This is a genomic window from Shewanella sp. HL-SH2, from assembly GCF_051164935.1.
GTDB classification, from domain to species: Bacteria; Pseudomonadota; Gammaproteobacteria; order Enterobacterales; family Shewanellaceae; genus Shewanella; species Shewanella glacialimarina.
The window spans coordinates 3047064-3071686 of record NZ_CP195035.1 but is presented as its reverse complement, the minus strand read 5'-3'; the positions used below and the strand labels follow the sequence as shown (position 1 = coordinate 3071686).

Annotated in this window: 21 protein-coding genes; 16 read left to right on the top strand and 5 right to left on the bottom strand. The window is 40.7% G+C overall.

From position 1 onward, the window contains the following. Positions 1–95 precede the first annotated feature (95 nt). From ACRWP9_RS13405 to ACRWP9_RS13375, 7 genes are all read left to right on the top strand, one after another. On the top strand, positions 96–764 hold the full coding sequence (locus ACRWP9_RS13405) for an MBL fold metallo-hydrolase (protein ID WP_434926425.1): 669 nt from the start codon (positions 96–98) through the stop codon (positions 762–764). Positions 765–879: 115 nt separating this feature from the next. Continuing rightward, positions 880–1929, top strand: coding sequence for an XdhC family protein (locus ACRWP9_RS13400; protein WP_434926424.1), 1050 nt, complete (start codon positions 880–882; stop codon positions 1927–1929). After that, positions 1929–2651 carry a nucleotidyltransferase family protein gene (locus ACRWP9_RS13395; protein WP_434926423.1) on the top strand — a complete coding sequence of 241 codons (723 nt, stop codon included), beginning with the start codon at positions 1929–1931 and terminating at the stop codon, positions 2649–2651. The genes ACRWP9_RS13400 and ACRWP9_RS13395 overlap by 1 nt, the downstream gene beginning before the upstream one ends. A 3-nt stretch (positions 2652–2654) precedes the next feature. After that, positions 2655–3119, top strand: a complete 465-nt coding sequence (locus tag ACRWP9_RS13390) for a (2Fe-2S)-binding protein (protein WP_434926422.1) — start codon at positions 2655–2657, stop codon at positions 3117–3119. Positions 3120–3121: 2 nt separating this feature from the next. Continuing rightward, positions 3122–5365, top strand: coding sequence for a molybdopterin cofactor-binding domain-containing protein (locus ACRWP9_RS13385; protein ID WP_434926421.1), 2244 nt, complete (start codon positions 3122–3124; stop codon positions 5363–5365). 207 nt (positions 5366–5572) lie between these two features. Beyond that, positions 5573–7015, top strand: a complete 1443-nt coding sequence (locus ACRWP9_RS13380; RefSeq protein ID WP_434926420.1) for a methyl-accepting chemotaxis protein — start codon at positions 5573–5575, stop codon at positions 7013–7015. A gap of 104 nt (positions 7016–7119) precedes the next feature. Further along, on the top strand, positions 7120–7524 hold the full coding sequence (locus ACRWP9_RS13375) for an ACT domain-containing protein (protein ID WP_434926419.1): 405 nt from the start codon (positions 7120–7122) through the stop codon (positions 7522–7524). Between the two features lie 178 nt (positions 7525–7702). Here the strand turns inward: ACRWP9_RS13375 and ACRWP9_RS13370 are convergent, their stop codons facing one another. Together ACRWP9_RS13370 and ACRWP9_RS13365 are read right to left on the bottom strand one after the other, a co-directional pair. Beyond that, the gene (locus ACRWP9_RS13370; RefSeq protein ID WP_434929064.1) at positions 7703–9397 is read right to left on the bottom strand and encodes a sensor domain-containing diguanylate cyclase; all 1695 of its coding nucleotides are present in this window, start codon (positions 9395–9397) and stop codon (positions 7703–7705) included. Positions 9398–9826: 429 nt separating this feature from the next. Next, positions 9827–11446 carry an NAD(P)/FAD-dependent oxidoreductase gene (locus ACRWP9_RS13365; RefSeq protein ID WP_434926418.1) on the bottom strand — a complete coding sequence of 540 codons (1620 nt, stop codon included), beginning with the start codon at positions 11444–11446 and terminating at the stop codon, positions 9827–9829. A gap of 231 nt (positions 11447–11677) precedes the next feature. On the opposite strand from ACRWP9_RS13365, the gene ACRWP9_RS13360 reads away from it, so the two are divergent. Both ACRWP9_RS13360 and ACRWP9_RS13355 read left to right on the top strand, forming a co-directional pair. After that, positions 11678–12547 carry an EamA family transporter gene (locus ACRWP9_RS13360; protein ID WP_434926417.1) on the top strand — a complete coding sequence of 290 codons (870 nt, stop codon included), beginning with the start codon at positions 11678–11680 and terminating at the stop codon, positions 12545–12547. A 128-nt stretch (positions 12548–12675) separates the two neighbouring features. Beyond that, the gene (locus ACRWP9_RS13355; protein WP_434926416.1) at positions 12676–12885 is read left to right on the top strand and encodes a hypothetical protein; all 210 of its coding nucleotides are present in this window, start codon (positions 12676–12678) and stop codon (positions 12883–12885) included. A gap of 89 nt (positions 12886–12974) precedes the next feature. On the opposite strand, the gene ACRWP9_RS13350 is transcribed toward ACRWP9_RS13355, so the two are convergent. Further along, positions 12975–14042 carry a 3-deoxy-7-phosphoheptulonate synthase gene (locus ACRWP9_RS13350; RefSeq protein WP_434926415.1) on the bottom strand — a complete coding sequence of 356 codons (1068 nt, stop codon included), beginning with the start codon at positions 14040–14042 and terminating at the stop codon, positions 12975–12977. A 272-nt stretch (positions 14043–14314) separates the two neighbouring features. Then, entirely contained in the window at positions 14315–15127 is an 813-nt protein-coding gene (gene ppsR / locus ACRWP9_RS13345) for a posphoenolpyruvate synthetase regulatory kinase/phosphorylase PpsR (protein ID WP_434926414.1), read from the bottom strand. 126 nt (positions 15128–15253) lie between these two features. Here ppsR and ppsA point away from each other — a divergent pair, with 126 nt between their 5' ends. The 5 genes from ppsA (at position 15254) to ACRWP9_RS13320 (ending at position 22389) form a co-directional block, all read left to right on the top strand. After that, the gene (gene ppsA, locus ACRWP9_RS13340; protein WP_434929063.1) at positions 15254–17623 is read left to right on the top strand and encodes a phosphoenolpyruvate synthase; all 2370 of its coding nucleotides are present in this window, start codon (positions 15254–15256) and stop codon (positions 17621–17623) included. Between the two features lie 157 nt (positions 17624–17780). Continuing rightward, on the top strand, positions 17781–20825 hold the full coding sequence (ydiJ, locus tag ACRWP9_RS13335; RefSeq protein ID WP_434926413.1) for a D-2-hydroxyglutarate dehydrogenase YdiJ: 3045 nt from the start codon (positions 17781–17783) through the stop codon (positions 20823–20825). An 11-nt stretch (positions 20826–20836) separates the two neighbouring features. Next, positions 20837–21277 (top strand): DUF1285 domain-containing protein, encoded by a 441-nt coding sequence (locus ACRWP9_RS13330; protein ID WP_226415200.1) that lies wholly within the window; start codon positions 20837–20839, stop codon positions 21275–21277. A gap of 108 nt (positions 21278–21385) precedes the next feature. After that, on the top strand, positions 21386–21802 hold the full coding sequence (locus ACRWP9_RS13325; protein WP_226415202.1) for a MarR family winged helix-turn-helix transcriptional regulator: 417 nt from the start codon (positions 21386–21388) through the stop codon (positions 21800–21802). 86 nt (positions 21803–21888) lie between these two features. Next, positions 21889–22389, top strand: a complete 501-nt coding sequence (locus ACRWP9_RS13320; protein WP_434929061.1) for a GNAT family N-acetyltransferase — start codon at positions 21889–21891, stop codon at positions 22387–22389. A gap of 120 nt (positions 22390–22509) precedes the next feature. Here ACRWP9_RS13320 and fur read toward each other — a convergent pair whose 3' ends face one another. Beyond that, on the bottom strand, positions 22510–22941 hold the full coding sequence (gene fur / locus ACRWP9_RS13315; protein ID WP_226415204.1) for a ferric iron uptake transcriptional regulator: 432 nt from the start codon (positions 22939–22941) through the stop codon (positions 22510–22512). A 404-nt stretch (positions 22942–23345) separates the two neighbouring features. Here fur and cobB point away from each other — a divergent pair, with 404 nt between their 5' ends. Together cobB and ACRWP9_RS13305 are read left to right on the top strand one after the other, a co-directional pair. After that, positions 23346–24074, top strand: coding sequence for a Sir2 family NAD+-dependent deacetylase (gene cobB / locus ACRWP9_RS13310; protein WP_434926412.1), 729 nt, complete (start codon positions 23346–23348; stop codon positions 24072–24074). A gap of 119 nt (positions 24075–24193) precedes the next feature. Next, the gene (locus tag ACRWP9_RS13305; RefSeq protein WP_434929059.1) at positions 24194–24619 is read left to right on the top strand and encodes an AAA family ATPase; all 426 of its coding nucleotides are present in this window, start codon (positions 24194–24196) and stop codon (positions 24617–24619) included. Positions 24620–24623: the final 4 nt, after the last annotated feature.

Genomic DNA, 24623 nt, shown 5'->3' with positions numbered 1-24623 from the left:
TGATTAAATTTAAGTAAATTGCTATCAAGATCAAGTTAGCAAAGGTAAAATTAAATAATAATGATAACTTAGCAACGGCATTTAGGAGAGTTTAGATGAAATATCAAATCATACCGGTTACCCCGTTTCAGCAAAATTGCAGTGTGATTTGGTGTGAAGCTAGCCTAAAAGCTGCGGTTGTTGATCCCGGTGGTGATATAGACCGAATTATAGCTGAAGTGAAAAGACTGGGGTTAACGGTTGAAAAAGTACTGTTAACCCATGGGCATATCGATCATGTCGGTGGCGCTAAGAAACTTGCTATTCAATTAAATGTTCCCATTATTGGCCCGCATATAGCTGACCAGTTTTGGTTGCAAGGACTTGTTAAACAAAGTCAAAATTTTGGTTTTCCGCTTGTTGAAGCGTTTGAACCGGATCAGTATCTGAATGACGCAGATGTGGTTCGCGTGGGGGAACAGTCTTTATCGGTATTACATTGCCCTGGACATACTCCGGGACATATTGTGTTTTATTCCAAAGTTTCAGGATTGGCTTGGGTTGGAGATGTGCTCTTTAGACGATCGATTGGCCGTACAGACTTTCCGCAATCTAATCATCAAGACTTAGTCTGCTCAATTACCCAAAAACTATGGCCTTTGGGTAGCCATGTTAGTTTTATTCCTGGTCACGGCCCTATGTCTACTTTTGCCGAAGAACGTGAGCATAATCCTTTTGTTGCCGATCAATTACTCAGTTATAGATTCAGCTATAGGTGTTCATAACGCATTCCCCAAACTAGATAAAACGACATTACATACTTTTATACATCTTCATGCTTTTCATACATAGCGTACAGTGTTAGGTTTAATCTACATAGCACTGTAGTTCGAGTTCTGAATGCGCCAACACTTGGTTGATTTATTAGATGTTTGGCAAGCTGATTATCAAGATGATTGGGTTGTCGCTATTCTTACACATGTACAAGGTTCTTCGTATCGAAAACCCGGAGCTATCATGTTTTTTCATCCGCTAGGGAAAACATTAGGAATGCTCAGTGGTGGCTGCTTAGAAGCCGATTTACGCCGACATGCACAGCGCGCTATTCAAACCCAGCAAGTTGTGCAATTAACCTATGATGCCACTGACGAGTCAGACACTAGCTATCAATTAGGTTGCGGTGGAATTGTCAATATTATGATGTTACCGATCAATTCATCAAATCAGTATTTAGGCCTGCAAAAGCTCTATTTTGATTTAAATAGCGGTAAAGCAGGTGAGTTTCAAATCGATATAGCCAAACAGGACACACCTTCAAATAAGGTCAGTGGTAAATGGCAGATTAAATCTAAAAATCTACAGGTTGAAAAAACGACTTTTATCCGATCCGTTAAGGGAAGCGAAAGCGTCAGCTCAGACGATGCTCAAACTCATCATATAGAAGGGCAGTTGATTATTCCTATTACTCCGCCAATTCATCTTGGTATTTTTGGCGGCGGATTAGATGCACAACCTATTGCACAAATGGCCGCTATTTTGGGCTGGCAAGTGACTATTTTTGATGAACGCACTGTCTATGCTCGTCAATACGATTTTCCCAGCGCCAACATAATGAAAATGCCGTTTGATGGTGTTAATGATGAGGTGTATCAAACTTTGGACGCCGCCTTTGTAATGACCCACAACCTTATTCTTGATGCTAAGGCGCTTAACCAACTGGTTAAGTTTAATTTAGGGTACATTTCCTTATTGGGGCCAAACCATAGGCGTGATAAAACGCTTAATATAGCCCAATTGAATATTAATGATTTTAGTGGCTATTTTTCAGCCCCAGCAGGGCTAGCATTGGGCGGTGAGTTACCAAGTTCGGTAGGATTAAGTATGTTGGCACAATGCCATGGGATATTACATAACAGCCAGTTAATTAGCTTAGATAAAGTGATGCGTTAATGTCACTCATCAAAATACCCAATCCAAACCAACAGGATGATAAATCACTCGTCGCGGTCATTTTAGCCGCAGGTAGCAGCAGTCGATTTGAAGGTGTTAAACAAATCGCGCAAATTAATGCGAGTCATTCCATACTGGTTTCGACAATTGAGGCTGTTAACGCCGCGCAGCAGGCATTTAATTATGTCGACGTTAATAGAAATAGTGCAGAGCAAGCCAATATTATCCGTAAAAGTGCATTTACACTGGCGAAAGTGGCAGTGGTATTGGGCGCAAATCAACAGCAAATAATGGACGATAAATTATCCTCCATGATGATTAACCAAGTAGAAGTGGTGGTTAATCAACAGTGGCAACAAGGTTTGTCCACCTCGATACACAGTGCGGTTCATTATGCGCTTGAACAACAAGCTTGCGGATTAATGCTGATATTAGCTGACCAGGTCGCATTAACTCGTCAACACTACCTGACCTTATTGCAATCTTTTGCCATGCATAATCAGACAGTCTGTGCTTTTTATCAGCAAAGTGTGGGCGTGCCAGCTATATTTTTACCAGATGATTTTGAACTATTGTTAGGGCTAACTGGTGACAGTGGCGCTAAAAAAATATTAAAAAAACGACAACAATCACATCGCTTAGTGGCAATAGATTTACCGCAAGCGAGCATAGATATTGATACCCGAGCCGATCTATCAAGATTTTTGGCAAACAAGGAGTGAGTGATGACAATTCCAACCCAAACCCTATTAGTTAATGGTAAAAGCTTTACCATAGAAGCAGACCCTAATATGCCAGTTCTGTGGGCATTACGCGATATTATAGGCTTAACCGGCACCAAATTTGGATGTGGTTCAGGGCTTTGTGGTGCATGCACCATTCATGTTGATGGTGCGCCAATGCGTAGCTGTTTAACTAGTCTTAAACAAGTTAGCGGTAAGCAAGTAACGACTATTGAAGGTGTCGAAGCTGACAAGCTAAAAGCCAAATGGGCTGAACATAATGTGCCACAATGTGGCTACTGCCAAGCGGGGCAAATTATGTCTGCTGCCGCATTAATTGCACAAACGCCTAAACCAACAGATAGCCAAATTGATCAAGCTATGTCAGGCAATTTATGCCGTTGTGGTACATATCCACGTATTAAAGCTGCCATAAAAGCGACTACAACTGACAGTGCGGGGGCGTAATCATGACAACATTTACCGCAGTAGAAAATATTAGTCGCCGCGATGTATTAAAGCTTTTTGGTGCAGCAGGTGGTGGATTAGCATTAGGTGCGACAGGCCTAGCCTGGAGCCCAATGGCATTAGCACAAGATAAGCTGGCGATGATGAATATGTTCATCGCTATTGGCGAAGATAATAAAGTCTATTTAACCTGTCATCGTTCAGAAATGGGACAGGGGATCCGTACCGGAATTCCACAAGTCTTAGCCGATGAGTTAGAAGCGGATTGGGACAATATTGTTGTCGTGCAAGGTTTAGCAGATAAACGTTATGGCAGCCAAAATACCGATGGTAGTCGCAGTATTCGTAAACATTACACCCGTATGCGCCAGATGGGTGCGATGGCCAGAACCATGTTAGAAATGGCAGCGGCTGAAAGATGGCAAGTAGCCCTTACTGAAGTTTATTCAAAAGCGAATAAAGTACACCATAAAGGATCAAATAAAAGCTTATCATTTGGCGAACTCGCCCTTGATGCAGCCAAGCAAAAAGTGCCTGAAATCGAGTCGTTAACCTTAAAGCCTGCAAGTGAATTTACCCATATTGGCCAATCTAAAACCATTGTTGATATGCAAGCGATGCTTGATGGCAAAGCGATATATGGCTACGACATTAAGCTCGACGGTATGGTGTATGCCAGTATTAGTCGCCCGCCAGTTTTGGGCAGTGATGTAGCCAGTTTAGATGACACTGAGGCCAGAAAAGTGGCTGGGGTTATCGATGTTATTCAGTTGCCAGTACCAAAAGGTGCGCCGCTGTTTCATGCGTTAGGTGGTGTGGCTGTTATTGCCACTAATACCTGGAGCGCGATGCAAGGTCGTAAAGCATTAAAAGTGACCTGGACTGCGTCAGTAAATGACAGTCATGATACTGATAAATATATGGCTGAACTGGTCGTAAACGTTCAAAAACCTGGCAAGGTGATGCGCCAATTAGGCGACAGTGTCCAAGACTGGCCAGAAAAATCAACGCTAAATGCAGTTTATACAGTACCTTATTTAACCCATGCCATGATGGAACCTCCGGTTGCCACCGCGCATGTTACTAGTGAGGGGTGTGAGCTGTGGTCATCAACCCAGACCCCGCAAAGTACTCAGCAAAATGTGGCCGGCGCTTTGGGCATAGCAGAAGATAAAGTCAAAGTGAATGTCACTTTATTAGGCGGTGGTTTTGGGCGTAAATCTAAGCCGGATTTCAGTGTAGAAGCGGCGATTATTTCTAAGCGATTAAATAAACCCGTAAAGGTATCATGGACCCGCGAAGATGAAATTCAGCACGGTTATTACCATGCTATTAGTGCTCAATTTTATCAAGCAAGGTTTGATGGTAACAATAAAGTTGATGCTTTTTTAGCGCGAACAGGTTTTCCGTCAATCAGTTCAACGTTTGCCGAAGGTGTTGATATGCCATCAGCCGGTGAACTCGATTTAGGTTTTTCAGATGTGCCGCTTGCGTTACCCCACATTCAGTTAGAAGCCGTTAAGGCAACAGCGCACACACGCATTGGCTGGATGCGATCAGTTTGTAATATTCAACATGCTTTTGGTATTGGCAGTTTTGTTGATGAATTAGCGGTTAAAGCCAATAAGTCTTGTATTCAAATGTGGCGTGATATACTTGGGGCTTCACGGAAAGAAACCTTTTCTAATCAAGGTTTTGAATACGGTAATTATGGTGAAGAATTAGCTGCTCATCCCGTTGATGTTGGCCGTTATCATCATTTGCTCGATATCATGGAAGACAAGTTAGCCAAGCTGCCTAAAGCAGCGAAAAACCAAGGCTGGGGTTTTGCTATTCACCGCAGTTTTGTCAGTTACGTTGCAGTGGCAACGTTAGTTGAAGTAATAGATGGCAAGCTTAGGGTATTAAAAACCATTGCCGCGATTGACGCGGGTTTAGTGGTTAATCCTGATAGGGTTAAATCACAAACTGAAGGCGCGGTTATCTTTGGTTTAAGTTTAGCTATGATGGGTGAAATTACCTTTAAAGAGGGTAAAGTGGAACAATCAAACTTCCATGATTATCTACTTCTACGGTTACCACAATGTCCGGATATTGAAGTGATACTAGTGCCCTCAAATGCCAACCCTGCAGGAGTAGGAGAACCAGGTGTTCCACCCGTAGCGCCAAGTTTAACTAATGCTATTTATGCCGCGACAGGGAAAAGATATCGAGATTTACCCCTAAATCGTGATTTATCGCTCTAAACAGATCATTTAATTAAAGTATAAATAGGTCTATGCCGACATAGATACAAGCCTAAGTGTTGGGTCAACACTTAGGCTTTTTATTGGTCTTGTGGTTAGGCTTTATCTCAACATATTTATCTGAGCAAAATTAAATTAAAAAATTAATACACTATACTTTGGTTCAGATTACTTTTTTGTGTACTTAAAGATTACTAGGGAAATCTTATGAAGGCTATTCAGTTTCGTAAAGTCGATGCTATGCTTATTAAGCTCAGTTTAAACGGTAAGTTTTGGGTTGTTTGCTCACTTGTTACCGTGATTACACTTGCCATAGCAGTGTTAAATCATCAGCATAATCAAGCAATGATACAAGCCAGTTCAATGGCTCAGGTCAGTGCGAGCGTGCAGGCGTTTGCAGATGTCGCAGCAAACCAGCAACTGTCTGCGGAGCAATTAAATCAGTTTGCTGAAACGAACCAATTATCTGTGGTGACACAATCGTCTGCAACTAGACGAGGTGATTCCATCACGGTAACGGCACCAGTGGCTGGTCAATTTTTATCATTAACAAGAAATGTTGCCCAATGGGAGCAAATGCAATCTGATAGCAGCTTATTTTGGTATGCCTTACTGGGTTTATTGCCGTTATTTCAATTATGCTATTGGATCTCTACCTCGTTAGGTGGCGGATTATGGGATATGTATGTCGCGATTAAACGTTTAGCTGATGGCGATTTAAGCAAAAGGCTTAACTTTTTTGGTACCGATGATTTTAGTTTAATTGCCACTGAAATTGATCGCTGCGCAGATAATATGAGTGAAATGGTCACCGCCATTGGTGAAAATGCTAAAACCTTAGCTATGGCAGCAAGCACTTTCAGCCAACAAGCCAGTACCAATGAAGACTTAATAAAACATCAACATCATTTTTTAGATTCGGTTTCACATTCTATGGAACAAATGACAGCAGCCATTGCAGATGTATCACATCACGCATCAACAACTTCAGGTCATACTAAAGAAAACTCAATCCAAGTGAATCAAAGTCGTAAAGGAATTAAAGATGCTGAAGAGCGTATTAATTTTTTAACTGCGCGCATTTCTGACGCCTTCGCCTCAGTAGAGAAACTGTCTAAAGATGCGACCCAAATTAATGTTGTAGTGACAACCATTAACTCTATTTCAGAGCAAACTAACTTACTGGCATTAAATGCGGCCATTGAGGCTGCGCGAGCAGGTGAGCAAGGCCGCGGCTTCGCAGTAGTTGCCGATGAAGTCAGAACCCTTGCAGGGCGGACGCAGAAAGCGACTGTTGAAATTCAAACTATGATTGAAGGGTTACAAACAGGTACAACCAAGTTAACTCAAATCACCAATGAAATAGTTGAGCAGGCAGACGAGGGAAGCGTCAGTATTAAAGCTGTAGGGGAAGAGATTAGCCATATGGCAGAATCGATTAATGTCGTATTTGATATGAGTAGCCAGATTGCTGCCTCAGCAGAAGAGCAAAGTGTCGCATCCGCTGACATCGTTTCACAAGTTAATGAAGTAAGAAGTCAATCCGATACTATTCTGGCTAATGCCAATCAGGCATTGGTTATTGCCAAAGACTTAAATGTGTCCTCAAAAGGGCTAAGCCAAATTTTGGCACAATATCGCACGAGTTAACCCACAGTAAGATTAATAATAACGGGCTGATGAATGGTTCTTGATTGAGCCATTTTTTGTTGTTAATTTACTGCTTATAAACTGACAGCATTGTGGAGTCATAAATGAATGGAATTATTAATTTATCGACATTATTAGCGACTATGAAGCCTGCTATTATGCCCGGAGATTGGGTGTTTTGTACGGTTAAAGGGACATTAGTGGATTACGTACACCTTAATCCGCTAGCTACTTTTGTAGAAGCTGAAGGGTTAACGTTACTGCTTAGTCAAACTCAGGCAGATCACAATAATATTGCCTATAGTGGTACTTTTAAACAAATTACTCTCACGGTCAATTCAAGTTTAGAGGCTGTTGGGTTAACGGCTGCTATTGCCACTCAATTAACCGAGCATAATATTAGTGCTAATGTGGTGGCGGCTTATTATCATGATCATATTTTTATCCCAATAGATAAAGCGCAATTAGCACTAGCGGCTATTAATACTCTAAGTGCAGAACATAAATAGAAAGAGTAAAGTCCGTTTGCTATAATATTGAAGGTTAGGGCGGCGGTGAAGGTTTTCTGTATAGTGAAACTGGCGCATTGATGTACAAGTGTAATTTAGTATTTAAACATTAAATCTTACGGCAAGTTTTGTATAAAAAAATGGGGTTGGTTAGGGTGAATGTTGATAAAAAGTTTATCTATCGGTCAGCTTCCGTTTGTTTTGGAGGGGATGGCATTTCACAAACTGTATTTCGACCACTGTGTTTCGCTTTATATAAAGCAATATCAGCAAGTTTTATAAGATCCTCTAATTCACCCATTTGATTATTAAAGTTAGCGACACCTAAACTTGCGGTGATAGATAGCGAGCCTCCATCATGTAAAACAACCATTTCTGCTATCCTGTTGCGGATCACATTCGCCAATGCCACCGCAGCCTGTTTATTGGTATTGGGTAAAAAAATAATAAATTCTTCACCGCCCCAACGGGCTAAAATGTCATTATCTCTTATGTGCTGGTTTAACGTATCTGCAATACCTTTAAGTACCGCATCACCTGCAGGATGACCATGTTCATCATTTATTTTCTTAAACCAATCCACATCTAGTAAGATCATCGAAAAGTCTGTGTTATCCCTAATACCTAAATCCCACAATAGGCTGGCAGTGGCGGTAAACGCACGCCGATTATATAGCGCCGTTAAGTGATCGACCTGTGCGGTGACCTCTGCAGTGATACGGGCTTTATCGACTTCCTTTAAATTAAACGCCAATGCCAAAGCCAAAATTGACATTTCAATTAACATACCGATTTCAATACTATGGAATAACAATGTGTTATAAGGAATTACCCCACCAGTAGTTGCCGCCGAAATAGCAGCCCCTCCGGCGCCCATAAAGACCGCTGGGATAAAAAATTTCACCATTTTATGACCATTATTCAAGGCTAAAAAACCCAGAGATACAAAAATAATGACTAATAGCGACGTGAGTGCGACAGCCACCTTCACTGCGAGTAATTGATCTGCATTAATCAATAAACAGACAATGAGTAAAACCAGGCTGGTGTATATCCAGTTATTGAGTTTGTATATTTTGGGTGAAAACACTTTTAATTTAAGAAATTCAAAACAAAAAGCGATACCAAAAATAATGTAAAAATACAAAAATAGGGTCATGAGCCATTGTTGTAATAAAATATTGTTAGGCCAAATAAATTTAAAACCATGACCAGTGTAAGCAATATTTAAACTTAAAAATGATAGTAAATACAAGGCATAAAAAATGTAACTGACATCTTTTAGGCTGATGAAAAGCGCAATGTTATAAACAAATAAGATAAAAAATGCACCATATAGAAATCCATAAAAGTAGCTTGAGGACACGAGGTTGTTTTGGATGGTTTCTTCGGTCGATAAGTAAAGTGGAATTAGCAGAGGGTCATTGGACTTAAATCGCATCAGCACCTGGGTCATACCCGGTTTAAATGTGTGTGGTTGAGATAACATGCGGGTTTGTTTTTTTCTGGCGTGGTAGGGTAGCGCATCCCCTATATAGGCTTTATCTGTCAGCTTATTTTGATGAATGAAATAAAAATCCGCATGATCTAACCAGGCTGTATCGAGATAGAATACTCTTTTTACCTCCTCTGCTGACGCATTATTTATTAACACAGACGCCCATAATACATCATGGGTAAAGCCAAAGCTGACTTTTTTATCTCTGTTTTCAGTAAACAGTCCTTGCTTATACTGTGTTAAAGCATTTTGGTACGACAAATTCGCACTACTATCTTGTAGAATACTTAAGTGTTCGTTAATGAATAATTCACTAGAAACGTTAGATAATTCAATAGTTTTGCTTGTGGCACAAAGACTATAAAATAATAACAACAACCATAGAAAGCGGATGACGAATACTCTAAATAGTAAGGGGTTAATGTTAGATTAGCCTTTAGAATATCTTTTGTCTAACGGGGAAACTGATAATTGTTGCCGAATATTCAATTATTTGGGCTACTTGTGTTAAAAGAGATTTTAGGTGCTTAGGTCGGTTAACGGTATGAGTCAGTTTCATGCTATTTGCTTTTTAATCCTCCTGCTAATTAAGGTACATTGTCGCAATCTGAATGCATCATCATATTTAAAATAAAGCGTTATTAGCATCGTGGCACATTTTCAGTGTTTATTGGTCTCAGTAAAAAGAGCAGCCATACGGCTGCTCTTTTTATATTAATTGTGTCCAGTACTCAGATAATCTTTTTAAGATAACTTGCTGCAGATAAGTTGGCACATAATGATAAATAAAGCTTAAGTGCTAGCTTAATTGTTTGTCATCTGTTTTATCATGTTTAATGCCACAGCTTCAGCAATACTAATACCATCAATACCGGCAGATAAAATGCCGCCAGCATATCCAGCACCCTCACCTGCAGGGTACAAGCCTTTGGTGTTGATACTTTGATAATCAGCACCACGTTTAATTTGTAATGGTGAAGAGGTACGAGTTTCAACCCCTGTTAACATGGCATCTTTGCTGTCAAAGCCGCGTATTTTCTTGCCAAATGCAGGTATTGCCTCGCGAATAGCATCAATCGCAAATTGCGGTAGCGCGTCACTTAAATCGGTCATTTTGACATTAGGCTTATACGATGGCTCAACGTTTTCAAACGGTTTACCTGAGCCTGCCGCTAAAAAGTCACCTACCATTTGCGCCGGGGCATCATAGTTACTGCCACCCATAATATAGGCGTGACGTTCTAATTTGCGCTGTAATGCGATTCCTTGAAGTGGGTCATTATTAAAGTCGCTTGGATCAATACCGACTACGATAGCGCTGTTAGCATTACGTTCACTGCGCGAGTATTGGCTCATACCGTTAGTGACTACCGCGTGTTCTTCTGAGGTTGCTGCTACAACCACACCGCCAGGACACATACAAAAACTGTAAACGCTGCGACCACTCTCACAATGATGCACTAGTTTATAATCAGCCGCGCCTAATAAAGGGTGACCTGCGTTAATGCCAAAGCGGTCTTTGTCGATCATTTCTTGTTTGTGCTCTATACGAAAGCCAATCGAAAATGACTGAGCTTGCATAAATACACCTTTATCATGCAGCATTTGGAAGGTATCGCGGGCACTGTGGCCTATTGCCGCAATGACATGTTTAGAGTGTAAAATTTCACCATTTCTCAGGGTGACACCTGTGACTTGTCGATCGCTAATATTGATTTCATCAACACGGGTTTCAAAACGTATTTCACCGCCTAGTCGTATAATCTCACGACGCATTTTTTCCACCATGGTCACTAACTTAAAGGTACCAATGTGAGGCTTGCTGACATAAATGATTTCAGCCGGCGCACCAGCAGCTACAAACTCTTGTTTTACTTTTAAGCCTTTAAATCCAGGGTCTTTAACTTGGCTATACAGTTTTCCATCCGAAAATGTGCCTGCTCCACCTTCACCAAACTGCACATTCGATTCTGTGTTTAACTCACTGGTACGCCAAAAGCGAAAGGTATCTTTAGCACGTTCATGAACAGATTTGCCGCGTTCTAAAATAATAGGTTTAAAGCCCATCTGTGCCAATATTAGGCCAACAAATAAACCGCAAGGTCCCATGCCTATTACTATCGGCCGTTCGGTTAATCCTGTTGGCGCAGTGGCAACATACTTATAATCAGTGTCTGGCGATACGCGAATGTTGTGGTCATCAGCAAGGGACGCTAATAACGCTGCTTCGTCGACATTTATTAAGGTGACATCTAGGGTATAAATTAAGAAAATTGCACTCTTTTTGCGGGCATCATAACCACGCTTGAATACATGTATCTTAGTCAGCTGATCCGCTGTAATAGAAAGCCTTTGCAATACGACTTGTTGCAAAGCATCTTCATTATGGTCTAGAGGCAATTGTATTTGGTTTAAACGGATCATTATTTACCTAAAAAGAGACTTAAAAAATCAGCGCGTAGTTTACGTGATTTAGACTAAAAATGAAATTAACTATTGTGGTTATATACAAGGAAAACTAAGTCAGTTTTACCTATGGTATGTTTATATCAAGGGAGTTTTTATTATTTTGCAATTAATAATTGCTGCAGGGTTTAAGATGCGTCAGGTAGAATGACTAACTATCACTTTTTTATTTTTTTGGATCTATTTAAAATGCAAATCAATCGTTTACTTCTAACGGCTATTGGCAGTGTTTTATTGGCTATGGTGACTATTCAGTCTGGTGCTTCTTTAGCTAAACAACTTTTTCCTATAGTTGGTCCAGAAGGAACAACTGCACTGCGTTTAGGTTTTGCTGCTGCGGTGCTTTGGCTAGTATTCCGCCCATGGCGCGCATTACCCCAAGGCAGAGATTGGCAAAGTATTATCATTTATGGTTTGTGTTTAGGTGGAATGAATATTTTGTTCTATTTGTCTATTGCACGTATTCCATTGGGTATAGCAGTAGCTCTTGAATTTACTGGGCCTTTAGCGCTTGCGCTTTTGGGCTCAAAACGAAAAACTGACTTGCTATGGGTAGGCTGTGCAATTGCAGGCATTTTACTACTATTACCTGATTCATCGAGTGCACAGGGGCTTGACCTTACAGGTGTGTTATTAGCTTTAGGAGCAGGGGCATGCTGGGCTGGGTATATTTTGTTTGGTACTCGAACTGGTAAGCAAGCATCGGGTGGTATTACAGTGGCATTGGGGATGACGGTTGCTGCCATTGTGCTGGTTCCTGTTGGCGCCGTAAGTCAGGGGTTAGCGTTAATTAGCTGGGAAGTATTACCATTAGGATTGTTAGTTGGCATATTATCGAGTGCGCTACCTTATTCTTTGGAAATGGTGGCATTAAGAAACATGCCTACTCAAACCTTTAGTGTGTTAATGAGTTTAGAGCCAGCAATTGCTGCATTGGCTGGTTTTATTATTTTAGCTGAGCAACTAACTTTATTGCAGTGGTCCGCTATTGGTTTAGTGATTGTTGCCTCTATTGGCAGCAGTTTTACCCCGAAAAAAGCTATTGAGATGGGTGTGTAAAGCTTTAATTTTGATTGCTAGGGGCTTTGTTATTGATTTTAAACGTTTGCTAATCTTGATCTTAAGCGTTAAGTGAGATGAGTGTTTCAACATAAAAATTGGTATGGGTCAGGATATTAACAAATACTATGGATACACTTATTCCACTAGGTGCACGCCTTATGCGATTAATTGATGTTTATGATGGCATGACGACTGAACGAAGTTATCAGCAAGTAATGGGTCATAATGCTGCAATTAAGTTTATTAAGCAGCAGTCAGGTATATTGTTTGCCCCTGATATTGTTAACGCCTTTTTACCGGTAACTATAGATTTTACCTCACTTAACCCAGAGTAAGCTCAAGGTATAGACATAAAAAAACCAGCGTTAAACACTGGTTTTTTATGATTGCAATCGCGATGGCTATTTACACAGGATAAAGCTGACTACGGTTGAGCTAGTTTTGCTTTACGGTCGCGAGAAGCTTGCGCTAAGTCACGCAGTAATTTTTCAGAGTCGTCCCAATGCAAACATGCATCAGTAATGCTTTGACCGTATGTTAGCGGTTGGCCTTCAATCACTTTCTGATTACCTTCAATCATAAAGCTTTCTGCCATTATTCCTGCTATGGCTGTTGAGCCTTCGCGTAGTTGGGAAATAATACTATCGGCAACATTTAATTGGTTTTTATGATTTTTCTGGCTATTGCCATGACTAAAATCAACCACTATACGTTGGCTGATCCCTACATCTTCAAGTTGCTTACGTACGGCTTCTATATCAGCAGCTTGATAGTTAGGCTGTTTACCACCACGTAAAATAATGTGCCCATAAGGGTTTCCGTGGGTGCGGTAAACCGCCATAGCGCCATCTTTATCCGGTGAATAAAATATATGCGGCACTTGGGCTGCACGAACGGCATCAACGGCTATGTTGATATTGCCATCTGTGCCATTTTTAAAACCAACTGGACACGATAAAGCCGATGCCATTTCACGGTGAATTTGGCTTTCTGTGGTACGAGCACCAATAGCGCCCCAGGTGATAAGGTCGGCAATGTACTGACCATTTACCATGTCTAAAAACTCAGTGGCTATAGGCAGCTTTAATTCAGTAATTTGTTGTAGCAGTTGACGCGCCATGCGTAAGCCTTTATTAGGGCTGAAGCTGCCGTCTAAGTCAGGATCTGAAATCAGACCTTTCCAACCTACAATGGTTCTAGGCTTTTCAAAATAGACTCGCATAACAATGCATAAGTCATCTTTTAATTCATGGTGTAATGTCGATAAACGCTGGGCATAATCTAATGCGGCTTTAGTGTCATGAATCGAGCAAGGTCCAATAATCACTAACAGGCGTTGGTCTTCACCAGAAATAATAGCTTCTACTTCTCTACGCTGCTGAACAAGGTAGTCAGCGGCATTTTGAGTAAGCGGGTATTCAGACGCAAGTTGTGCGGGTGAAATTACTTTGCATAATAGGGATGTGCGTAGTTCATCTGTTTTAATCGTCATTCATCTTACCGCTAAATCGTGAGATGCTTATTTGCACCATAATGGAGGCGATTATAACCTCAAATGTGCTGACGATGCGAGTTTCAGAGGTCAACTAATGCTTGAAAAATATCAATGATCTTCAGCGGTAAATCCGATTAGGCCCTTTTTCACATGCTTTCGAATAAATTCCAGACAGCTTTTGAAATAGCTTTGACGAATACTCCTTCATTATATAGATGAAATATTCGTCAAATCAGCCGTGTTAGAGATTGTTCTATATTAAAGACAACCTAGAACATGTGGCGCTCTAATCCTGTAATATCAAGAATTTTAGTCGCTATCTCTTCTACTGAATGATTAGTGGTATTCACAAAGGGAATACGCTCCCTTTTATACATCATTTCAACCTCTTTGACTTCTAAACGGCATTGTCTAAGCGATGAATAGCGGCTATTTTCCATGCGACTTTGACGAATTTCATGTAAACGGTTGGGATCAATCGTTAGACCGAATAATTTAGACTTATTTCGTTTAAGCGCATCGGGTAATTTAAGGTTATCCATATCATCTTCAGTAAAAGGATAATTCGCTGCTTTTATACCAAATTGCATTGATAAATAGAGACTTGAAGGAGTTTTTCCACATCGCGATACTCCTAAAAGAATGATGTCTGCTTTATCCATATGTTTCATGGTTTGGCCGTCATCGTTTTCCATTGAAAAGTTAATCGCTTCAATTCGAGCTTCATAACTGTGGTTAGCTTTACCATGAGTTCGATGTAAAGCGGGTTTAGCTTCGACACCTAAATGTTGTTCTAATGGCGCAACAAAGGTGTTTAAAAAATCATAATCCATTCCTTCTGACGAGAATATGACATTCCTGATGTCGGGGTTAACGATAGAATGGAACACCAAGGGTCTTTCTCCTGTGGTAATAAAACTATCATTTATTTGAAGCTTTACTTTTTCCGCTTTTTGGAGTGTTTCGACAAATGGAATGGTAAGTGCTTCAAATTGAATAGGAAATTGTGATAGCACCGCATGACCAAAAACCTCTGCTGTGATCGCTGTTCCATCTGATATGTAGAATACTTTAGGTGCCATAATGACCTCTTGTAGTAATAAAATTACAAATAAAATTAATTATTTACGCGTCTTATAGGGGAGTGTAAAATGCTGCTGCCCTTATGTGAAGTGGCCACTGAAATAAAAACTTGCGGAGATAAAACTGTGCAGCAATACGTACTCTGGTATCAAGAATTAGGCATGGGTGATGTGAACAAGGTCGGCGGTAAAAACGCATCCCTTGGAGAAATGATCAGTAATCTAGCCAATGCAGGCGTTCAAGTACCTGGTGGTTTTGCAACTACCTCTCATGCGTTTAATGAGTTCCTTGAGCAAAGTGGTGTTAATCAAAAGATTTACGACCTACTCGAAACCTTAGATGTAGACGATGTAACCGCGCTAGCTAAAGCCGGTGCACAGATTAGACAATGGGTTATTGAAACTCCATTCCATCCAGAATTTGAAGCCGCCGTACGTGAAGCTTACGAGCAGTTAGCTAGCGAAACTTCAGAGGCTTCATTTGCCGTGCGTTCATCGGCAACCGCTGAAGATATGCCAGACGCTTCATTCGCTGGTCAGCAAGAAACCTTCCTAAACGTAAAAGGTTACGATGCAGTTATTCTTGCTATTAAGCATGTGTTTGCTTCGCTCTTTAACGATCGTGCTATTTCATACCGGGTTCACCAAGGTTATGAGCACCAAGGTGTGGCATTGTCTGCGGGTATTCAACGTATGGTTCGCTCGGACAAAGCGGCATCAGGTGTGATGTTTACCATGGACACTGAATCAGGTAACAACGACGTTGTCTTTATCACTTCATCATTTGGTTTAGGTGAAATGGTTGTGCAGGGCGCGGTTAATCCAGACGAATTTTATGTACACAAACCAATTTTAGCGCAAGGGCATCAAGCTGTTGTGCGCCGTAATATCGGCAGCAAGTTAATTCAAATGGTTTACTCTGATGAAACATCTCACGGTAAACAAGTTAAAATTGAAGATGTTGCTGCTGATCAACGCCGTATATTTTCAATCAATGATGCTGAAGTGATGGAACTGGCGAAACAAGCCGTTATTATCGAAAAGCATTATGGCCGTGCAATGGATATTGAATGGGCAAAAGATGGCAACGACGGTAAGTTATATATCGTTCAAGCTCGCCCTGAAACCGTGCGTAGCCGTGAAGATGTTCAGTTAATTGAACGTTACCATTTAAAAACCAAAGGCGACGTAGTGTGTGAAGGTCGTGCAATTGGGCATAAAATTGGATCAGGCGTAGCAAAAGTATTAACGTCAATTGCCGACATGGATCAGATTCAACCAGGTGATGTACTAGTTACTGACATGACAGACCCTGATTGGGAACCTATCATGAAACGCGCTAGTGCAATCGTCACTAACCGTGGTGGCCGTACATGTCATGCCGCCATTATTGCGCGTGAGTTAGGCGTTCCTGCTGTTGTAGGTTGTGGCAACGTCACAGACCTTATTAAAAACGGCGAACTCGTTACCGTTTCTTGCGCTGAAGGTGATACAGGCTTTATTTATTCTGGTAAACAAGAGTTTGAAATCGTCACCAATCGTGTTGATACCTTGCCTGACTTACCAATGAAAATCATGATGAATGTCGGTAACCCTGACCGTGCATTTGATTTTGCTCGTTTACCTAACGAAGGTGTAGGTCTTGCGCGCTTAGAGTTCATTATCAACCGTATGATTGGTATTCACCCTAAAGCTTTGCTTGAGTTCAATCAACAAACTGCTGAGTTGCAAACTGAAATCAACGAAATGATTGCTGGTTATGACTCTCCTGTTGAGTTTTATATCGCACGTTTAGTTGAAGGTATAGCGACTATCGCTTCTGCTTTCTACCCGAAAAAAGTGATTGTACGTATGTCAGACTTTAAGTCTAACGAATACGCTAACTTAGTCGGTGGTGAACATTATGAGCCAGAAGAAGAAAACCCAATGTTGGGCTTCCGTGGTGCGAGTCGTTATATATCTGAATCATTCCGCGATTGTTTCGCGTTAGAGTGTGAAGCGATTAAACGCGTGCGTAACCAAATGGGTTTAACCAACGTTGAAGTGATGATCCCATTCGTACGTACCCTAGGCGAAGCAGCTCAAGTTATCGACTTACTTAAAGAAGAAGGCTTAGAGCGCGGTAAAGATGGGTTACGCGTTATCATGATGTGTGAATTACCGTCAAACGCATTACTTGCCGAACAGTTCTTAGAGTACTTTGATGGCTTCTCAATCGGCTCTAACGATTTAACGCAGTTAACTTTGGGTTTAGATCGTGACTCTGGCATTATCAGCCATCTATTCGACGAGCGTAATCCAGCCGTGAAAGCGCTTTTAGCTATGGCAATTAAAGCGGCTAAAGACAAAGGTGCTTACGTGGGCATTTGTGGCCAAGGCCCATCTGACCATGCTGACTTTGCACAATGGTTAGTCGAGCAAGGTATCGATAGCGTATCACTTAATCCGGATACTGTGATCGACACTTGGTTGTACTTAGCAAAAGATCATGCTTAATCAATTAAACTTATCAAAATAGCTGGTTTGAATTCGATTTAGCATTTAGCTTCGAAGCCAATTACAGCTATTTTTATCAAGTTGATAAAAAAGCCGCTATTTAGCGGCTTTTTTTTGTTTATAATGGCTGCAACTAATAATAAATAATAAGTCTGCCATGTTACCTCTACTTTCACATAAACAAACTTTAGAACCGATTTATCTAGCGTATTTAGACGTGCTGGAACAAAGTGATTTTAATGGTGAAATCGACAAACGATATAGCGCCAGACTTATTCAAGCCACCGACAATTCTGTTTATCAATTTTTGCCCCAAGCGGTCATTTATCCAGCCAGTCAAAAAGATGTTGAGCTGGTCTTACGTTTAGCTGCAAAACCTGAGTTTAGGGCGGTAACGTTCAGCGCGCGCGGGGGCGGAACTGGCACCAATGGTCAATCATTAACCCATGGACTTATCTTAGACGTATCTCGTCATATGAATCAAGTGATCGAGGTTAACGCCAAAGAGGGATGGGTTAAAGTACAAGCCGGTGTAGTGAAAGATGCGTTGAATGATGCACTCAGACCCCATGGCTACTTTTTCAGTCCTGACTTATCCACATCAAACCGTGCAACCATTGGCGGAATGGTTAACACAGATGCTTCAGGGGCTGGGTCTTTGGTGTACGGTAAAACATCCGATCATGTTTTAGGACTTACCAGTGTATTAATCGACGGTAGTGTTTTAACGACTAGACCAATTAATCAAGATTCAACCCATTCTTCACCGACAGAAAATGCACTAGCAGATAGTATTATTGCCAAAGTAGCTGATATTTGTCGTGATAAGCGTGAATTAATCGATAACCGATTTCCTAAATTAAATCGCTTTTTAACCGGTTACGATTTAAAACATGTGTGGAATGATACCTTAAGTCAATTTGATTTATCGCGTATTCTTGCTGGATCAGAAGGCACACTTGCAGTGATCACCGAAGCAAAATTGAATATCACACCATTACCCACCACACGGATGATGGTTAATATAAAATATGACTCATTTGAGTCTGCTTTACGCCACGCTCCATCATTAGTTCAAGCCAAAGCCACAGTAGTTGAAACCGTTGACTCCAAAGTATTAAACCTAGCAAAAAAAGATATTATTTGGCACTCGGTAGCTGATTTAATTCAAGATGTGCCTAACAAGGTTATTGAAGGATTAAATATGGTTGAGTTTGCTGGTGATGATGCTGACGTTCGGGCCAAGGTCGCCAGTTTAGAAGCGGTACTTACCCAGCAATTATCCGATGAATTGTATGGACTTGTTGGTTTTCAAATAACCAGCGATAAACCCAGTATTGAGCAAATATATGGTATGCGTAAAAAAGCGGTAGGTTTACTGGGTGCCACTAAAGGTCGCCGTAAACCTATCGCATTTGCTGAAGACACAGCAGTGCCACCTGAAAATTTGGCCGACTTTATTATGGAGTTCCGAGATCTGTTAGATGGCCATAAATTGCAATATGGCATGTTTGGCCATGTAGATGCCGGTGTACTGCACGTACGCCCAGCCCTTGATATGTGTGATGAAGCCGATGAAAAATTATTAAAGGTTATTTCTGATCAAGTGGCGGCATTGACCCTTAAGTACGGCGGCTTGATGTGGGGCGAGCACGGAAAAGGTGTACGCGGCGAGTATGGCCCTGCGGTTTTTGGTGACGAGTTATATGGCGTACTGCAATATATAAAAGGCTTATTTGATCCAGATAATCGTTTAAACCCTGGTAAGTTAGTTGCCCCAGCAGAATCTGGGCCATTGATGTTTAATGTTGATAGCGCCAAACGAGGCAGTTTTGACAGACAAATTCCAGTGGTAGTGCGTGACGCTTTTCCCGATGTGATGAATTGTAACGGCAATGGCTTGTGCTTTAACTACAGTGCTTATTCGCCTATGTGCCCATCTTTTAAAGTCACAGGTGACAGAATTCAATCGCCTAAAGGGCGTGCGGGATTAATGCGAGAGTGGTTAAGGTTACTTGAAGCTGAAGGTGTTGATGTCAAAGCGTTAGCCGCATCAAAGTCATTAAGCTTATTGCAACGGGTGCAAAATACCATTAATGCTAAACGTGATTATGACTATTCACATGAGGTGATGGAGTCTTTAAAAGGGTGTTTAGGCTGTAAAGCGTGTTCTAGTCAGTGTCCGGTAAAAGTCGATGTGCCGAAATTTAGGGCACAATTTTTTGATATATACTACAAACGTTATTTACGTCCGGCTAAAGATTATTTAGTTGCCGGCATTGAAGACTCGCTGCCATTAATGGCCTCAATGCCAAAATTGACCAACCTTGCGTCACAAAATCCGTTAAGCCAATGGATTATTAAAAAAACGATTGGTTATGTCGACTCCCCCAAGCTGTCAGTCCCGACATTAAAGCAACGTTTAGATGGTCACCCAAGTAGGGGTTATGACCTAGATGCTTTATACAGTATTCCTGAAGCTGATCGCGCCCAATACGTACTTGTTGTACAAGATCCGTTTAACTCTTTTTATGATGCCGATATAGTGTATCGTTTTATTCAGTTAATCGAAAAGCTAGGCTTTAAACCGGTTTTATTACCCTTTAAACCCAATGGTAAGCCTAGCCATATCAAGGGCTTTTTGTCTAAGTTTGCTAAAACGGCTCAAGACAGTGCTGACTTTTTAAATAAGGTCCATTCCCTTGGGATGCCGATGGTCGGTTTAGATCCTGCTTTAGTATTGTGCTACCGAGACGAATACCACGAAGCTTTGGGGAAAAAGCGTGGCGACTTTGAAGTAAAACTGGCTAATGAGTGGTTAGTTACCGCAATTGAACATTTACCTAAAATCATTAAGCAGACACCTGCAGAGTTTACCTGGTTTAGCCACTGTACCGAATCAACGGCTAAACCCAATACAGGTAAGGAATGGCAAACTATTTTTAGTCACTTTGGTGCTAAGGTAAGTAGTTTAAATCTAGGCTGCTGTGGTATGGCGGGCACATACGGTCATGAGTTAGAAAATCTTGAGCGGTCTAAAGCGTTATTTGACATGTCTTGGCAATCAAGTATTGATAAAGTGGCTCAAAAGAGCCAGATTCTAGTGTCAGGGTACTCATGTCGAAGTCAGGTTAAACGGTTTGCCAAATTTAATCCAAAGCACCCAATAGAAGCATTGCTAGCTTTGCTTGATAATAACTAGGTAGTGATGAAATGATAGATAACGAGACTGAAACAATGCCATCTATTGAGCAATTCACCCATAAAGACGGGGCGAAGTTATGCAGTGATGAGGTGTTATTCAGTATTTTATCTGATGGTAGTTGGCTGTATCTTAACAGTCCGCTACCGACTAAATTTGCGCGAATGTTTAGTCATATTTTACATTGCATCGATACTGAGTACTTCTTAATTACTCCTGTCGAAAAGGTGAAAGTATCTGTTGAAACCTGGCCACTGTTAATGGTTGATGTCGATAAAACAGAGCAAGGTTTTTGCTTTAAATCTAACCTTGATACTGACTTTAACGTGATACCATCAGATATTGAATTGGAACAGCAGGGAATTTTTGTAAGCCTTCCTAGGGGATTAACAGCAATATTAAACCGCGCTTGCTATTACCGATACATTAATGAACATGTCGATTTTGACTAAAATACTGCTTTGTAGCGTATGCTTTAACGTAAGTTTATACGATATGTTTTATGAGTGAAAATTGATCTTCGGAGTATTCGCAGTACAACCGCAGCGAGGAGGCATTAATTGAAACGATTCGAAAGTTTAAATTATTTGGTATCACATTTAAATTTGACGCTGCAGCAAGCGTTAGATGCGCGCCTCAAGCGATATGAGTTAGATATTAAGCTATGGCCGGTATTGTTTACCCTGTGGCAAGAAGAAGGCTTGAGTCAAACAGAACTGTCTAAACGATGTGATGTAGCTAATTACACCATGACGCGGTTACTTGATCAGTTGCAAGTGCAAGGGTTCGTCACTCGCCACCAAGAAGCCGATAATCGGCGCGCATTTCAAATTTATTTAACCGACAACGGTAAAGCCTTAGAGCATGACCTCATCCATGAAGCAGAATGGGTCAATGAACAATTTTTGGAGCAACTGACCTATACTGAGCAACAAGAGTTAATGCGTTTGTTAAATAAAATCAACAAAACATGCTAAAATCTCAACGTTTTCAATTATGATAATAGATTAACAATCAATAAATATTGAAAATGGAATAGCCAATCATGGTTGATGAAAATAGCATTATTGCTGAAACAGAACGTTTAATTTTGCGCCCTTTTACGGTATCAGACGTGCCTAGCCTTTTTTTACTGAACAGTATCCCAGAAATTCTTACCTATATTCCTGCAGAGCCAATGACTCAAGAGTCGCAAGCGTTAGATATTTTTGAAAATGTGATTACTGCAGACTATCAACTACATGGGTTTGGCCGCTGGGCGGTACATCATAAAGCAGACAATAAGGTCATTGGTTTTTGTGGGCCTAAATATTTACCTGAGTTTGATAAGGTCGAATTGGGTTACCGTTACTTACCAGAGTATTGGAAAAGGGGAATTGGTTATGAAGCGGCACAAGCTGCAATTAACACATTCAAGCCATCATATGGAATTGAACTTGCTATAGCATTAATTTTGCACGGAAATGTTGGCTCAGAAGCGGTAGCTAAAAAGGTGGGAATGTCAGTCTTTGAACAGAGCGAGTATTATGGTCATAAAGTGCATGTTTATCAGCGCGATTTATAAAGACCATTGATGATAATTTTAGATACAAAAAAACCAGCTATGTTAGCTGGTTTTTATTTGCTTGATGCAATAAATAGTTTACTAATCTTAATAATCTAGCTTTCTGAACAATAGCATTAACTATTCGTCAGCGTGGTCGCAAGTATCATTAGTACAATGGCCGTAAAGGTACAAGCTGTGGTGAGTTAATTTAATATTATGACGCATAGCAATCTCGTCCTGGCGACGTTCAATAACATCATCAGAGAACTCAATAACTTTGTCACAGGTTAAGCACACTAAATGGTCGTGGTGCTTTTGAGTCGACATTTCAAATACCGCTTTACCCGACTCAAAATGGTGACGGTTTAAAATACCGGCATCATCAAATTGGTTAAGCACGCGGTAAACAGTAGCTAAGCCAATTTCTTCGCCTACTTCAAGTAACCGCTTGTACAAGTCTTCTGCACTGATGTGTTGATTTTCAGGGTTTTGCATTAGCTCTAGAATTTTAACTCTTGGCAGGGTAATTTTTAAACCGGCTTTTTTAAGCGCTTGATTTCCATCTGTCATTGCTAATCTCTTGATTGCAGAACCAATCGGTTCATCCGTGGGTAATTAATTCATTATATGTGTTGAATCGGAAAACTTAAACCTCTTAAACTGCTTAATCGACTTATTAGCCCAAAAATCGTCGTTATTAACAACGCTTAGCAAAAAAATAGCTTAATTGTGACAGTAAGCCTACTTATACTAAGGGATTATTGCCATTAATGGTCTTTGGATTAACACTAGAAAATATGTTTTATTAAGTCTATTAAAATAAATAAAACTAAAAATGATTGAAGTTAGTTGCAGGTTAAACCCTGCTATTGATAGTGTAAGCTTGATTACTTAGCCTGCTATTTGTCTGGCAGCGGCAGAGCTGTTTCATTATATAACTTAAAAATACACCTTAATAATAAAAAGGAAGCACCATGTACCGGAATATTGTCGTGTTAACCGGCGCAGGCATTTCTGCAGAGTCAGGTATTCGCACTTTTCGTGATCAAGATGGTTTATGGGAGCAGCATCACATAGAAGATGTGGCGACACCTGAAGGCTATGCTAAAGATATTGCATTAGTTGAGCGATTTTATAATAACCGTTGGACACAATTACATTCAGGTGAAGTATGTGAGAATTTGGCTCATATTGCCTTGGCCAAATTAGAAGCTGAGTTTGAGGGCAATCTACTAGTGATTACCCAGAATGTAGATGACTTGCATGAACGTGCTGGTTCAAGACGTTTATTGCATATGCACGGGGAATTATCCAAAGGTCGATGCCCTAAATCACTGCAAACATTTATTTTGCGCGAACCCTTTGGTCCCGACAATTGCTGTACCTGCTGTATTCCTGCAATGCGTTTACGGCCACATATTGTCTGGTTTGGTGAAATGCCTTTCGGAATGGACCGAATACATGATGCACTGGACCGCTGCGACCTATTTATCGCTATCGGCACTTCAGGTACGGTTTATCCTGCAGCAGGTTTTGTTGATAGTGCTAATCATCATGGTGCGCAAACCGTTGAGGTTAATCTTGTTGCGCCCGATAGACATAGTCAATTCCAATACCATTTTACCGGTAAAGCAGGGGACATTATGCCCCAGTTAGTGGACAATATTTTACAGGGTAAAACCATTGGTAGTGAGTCAACATAGTCATGAGTACCAATTCCGTAGATATTAAGTCAATAGATTCTGAAACAATAGATAATGAGTCCGTGAGCACTGAGCACACATGCATTGATGGTGAGTTATCCCATAGGCTAGCTATCATTATGCGTGGCTTACCCGGAAGTGGTAAATCCCATTGGATAGAACAATTCATTCAATCGCAACCTTTATCTGTTGCGTTGCAAATTAAGCAATATGGTTATTTCTCAACCGATAGTTTATTTGTTGTTGAGGGGCTGTATCAATTTGATATCAGTAAATTATCTGAATATCATCAAATTAATTTAAGCTTATTCATTGAGGCCTTATCAAGAGGTGAACCCATAGTGATATGTGATAATACCAATGTGTGTCATTGGGAATATATCGCTTATAAAACTGCTGCTGTCGCTTTAGGGTATAAGGTGAAAATTGTTATAACTGGTGAGCCAAAATCAGAGGCGCATCAACTCCTGTGCGCACAGCGAAACAAGCATAATGTTCCTTTGAAGCATATTCAAAGAATGGGGAAAGCGTTTGACCTAGGGTGAATAT

Excerpts from the sequence above, each read along its gene's own strand:
- ACRWP9_RS13350 (WP_434926415.1), bottom strand. The coding sequence starts at position 14,042 with ATGACGATTAAAACAGATGAACTACGCACATCCCTATTATGCAAAGTA.
- ACRWP9_RS13400 (WP_434926424.1), top strand. The coding sequence starts at position 880 with ATGCGCCAACACTTGGTTGATTTATTAGATGTTTGGCAAGCTGATTAT.
- ppsR (WP_434926414.1), bottom strand. The coding sequence starts at position 15,127 with ATGGCACCTAAAGTATTCTACATATCAGATGGAACAGCGATCACAGCA.
- ACRWP9_RS13305 (WP_434929059.1), top strand. The coding sequence starts at position 24,194 with ATGCGTGGCTTACCCGGAAGTGGTAAATCCCATTGGATAGAACAATTC.
- ACRWP9_RS13365 (WP_434926418.1), bottom strand. The coding sequence starts at position 11,446 with ATGATCCGTTTAAACCAAATACAATTGCCTCTAGACCATAATGAAGAT.
- ACRWP9_RS13355 (WP_434926416.1), top strand. The coding sequence starts at position 12,676 with ATGGATACACTTATTCCACTAGGTGCACGCCTTATGCGATTAATTGAT.
- ACRWP9_RS13385 (WP_434926421.1), top strand. The coding sequence starts at position 3,122 with ATGACAACATTTACCGCAGTAGAAAATATTAGTCGCCGCGATGTATTA.
- fur (WP_226415204.1), bottom strand. The coding sequence starts at position 22,941 with ATGACAGATGGAAATCAAGCGCTTAAAAAAGCCGGTTTAAAAATTACC.
- ACRWP9_RS13360 (WP_434926417.1), top strand. The coding sequence starts at position 11,678 with ATGCAAATCAATCGTTTACTTCTAACGGCTATTGGCAGTGTTTTATTG.
- ACRWP9_RS13380 (WP_434926420.1), top strand. The coding sequence starts at position 5,573 with ATGAAGGCTATTCAGTTTCGTAAAGTCGATGCTATGCTTATTAAGCTC.
- ydiJ (WP_434926413.1), top strand. The coding sequence starts at position 17,781 with ATGTTACCTCTACTTTCACATAAACAAACTTTAGAACCGATTTATCTA.
- ACRWP9_RS13405 (WP_434926425.1), top strand. The coding sequence starts at position 96 with ATGAAATATCAAATCATACCGGTTACCCCGTTTCAGCAAAATTGCAGT.
- cobB (WP_434926412.1), top strand. The coding sequence starts at position 23,346 with ATGTACCGGAATATTGTCGTGTTAACCGGCGCAGGCATTTCTGCAGAG.
- ACRWP9_RS13395 (WP_434926423.1), top strand. The coding sequence starts at position 1,929 with ATGTCACTCATCAAAATACCCAATCCAAACCAACAGGATGATAAATCA.
- ACRWP9_RS13330 (WP_226415200.1), top strand. The coding sequence starts at position 20,837 with ATGATAGATAACGAGACTGAAACAATGCCATCTATTGAGCAATTCACC.
- ACRWP9_RS13390 (WP_434926422.1), top strand. The coding sequence starts at position 2,655 with ATGACAATTCCAACCCAAACCCTATTAGTTAATGGTAAAAGCTTTACC.
- ACRWP9_RS13375 (WP_434926419.1), top strand. The coding sequence starts at position 7,120 with ATGAATGGAATTATTAATTTATCGACATTATTAGCGACTATGAAGCCT.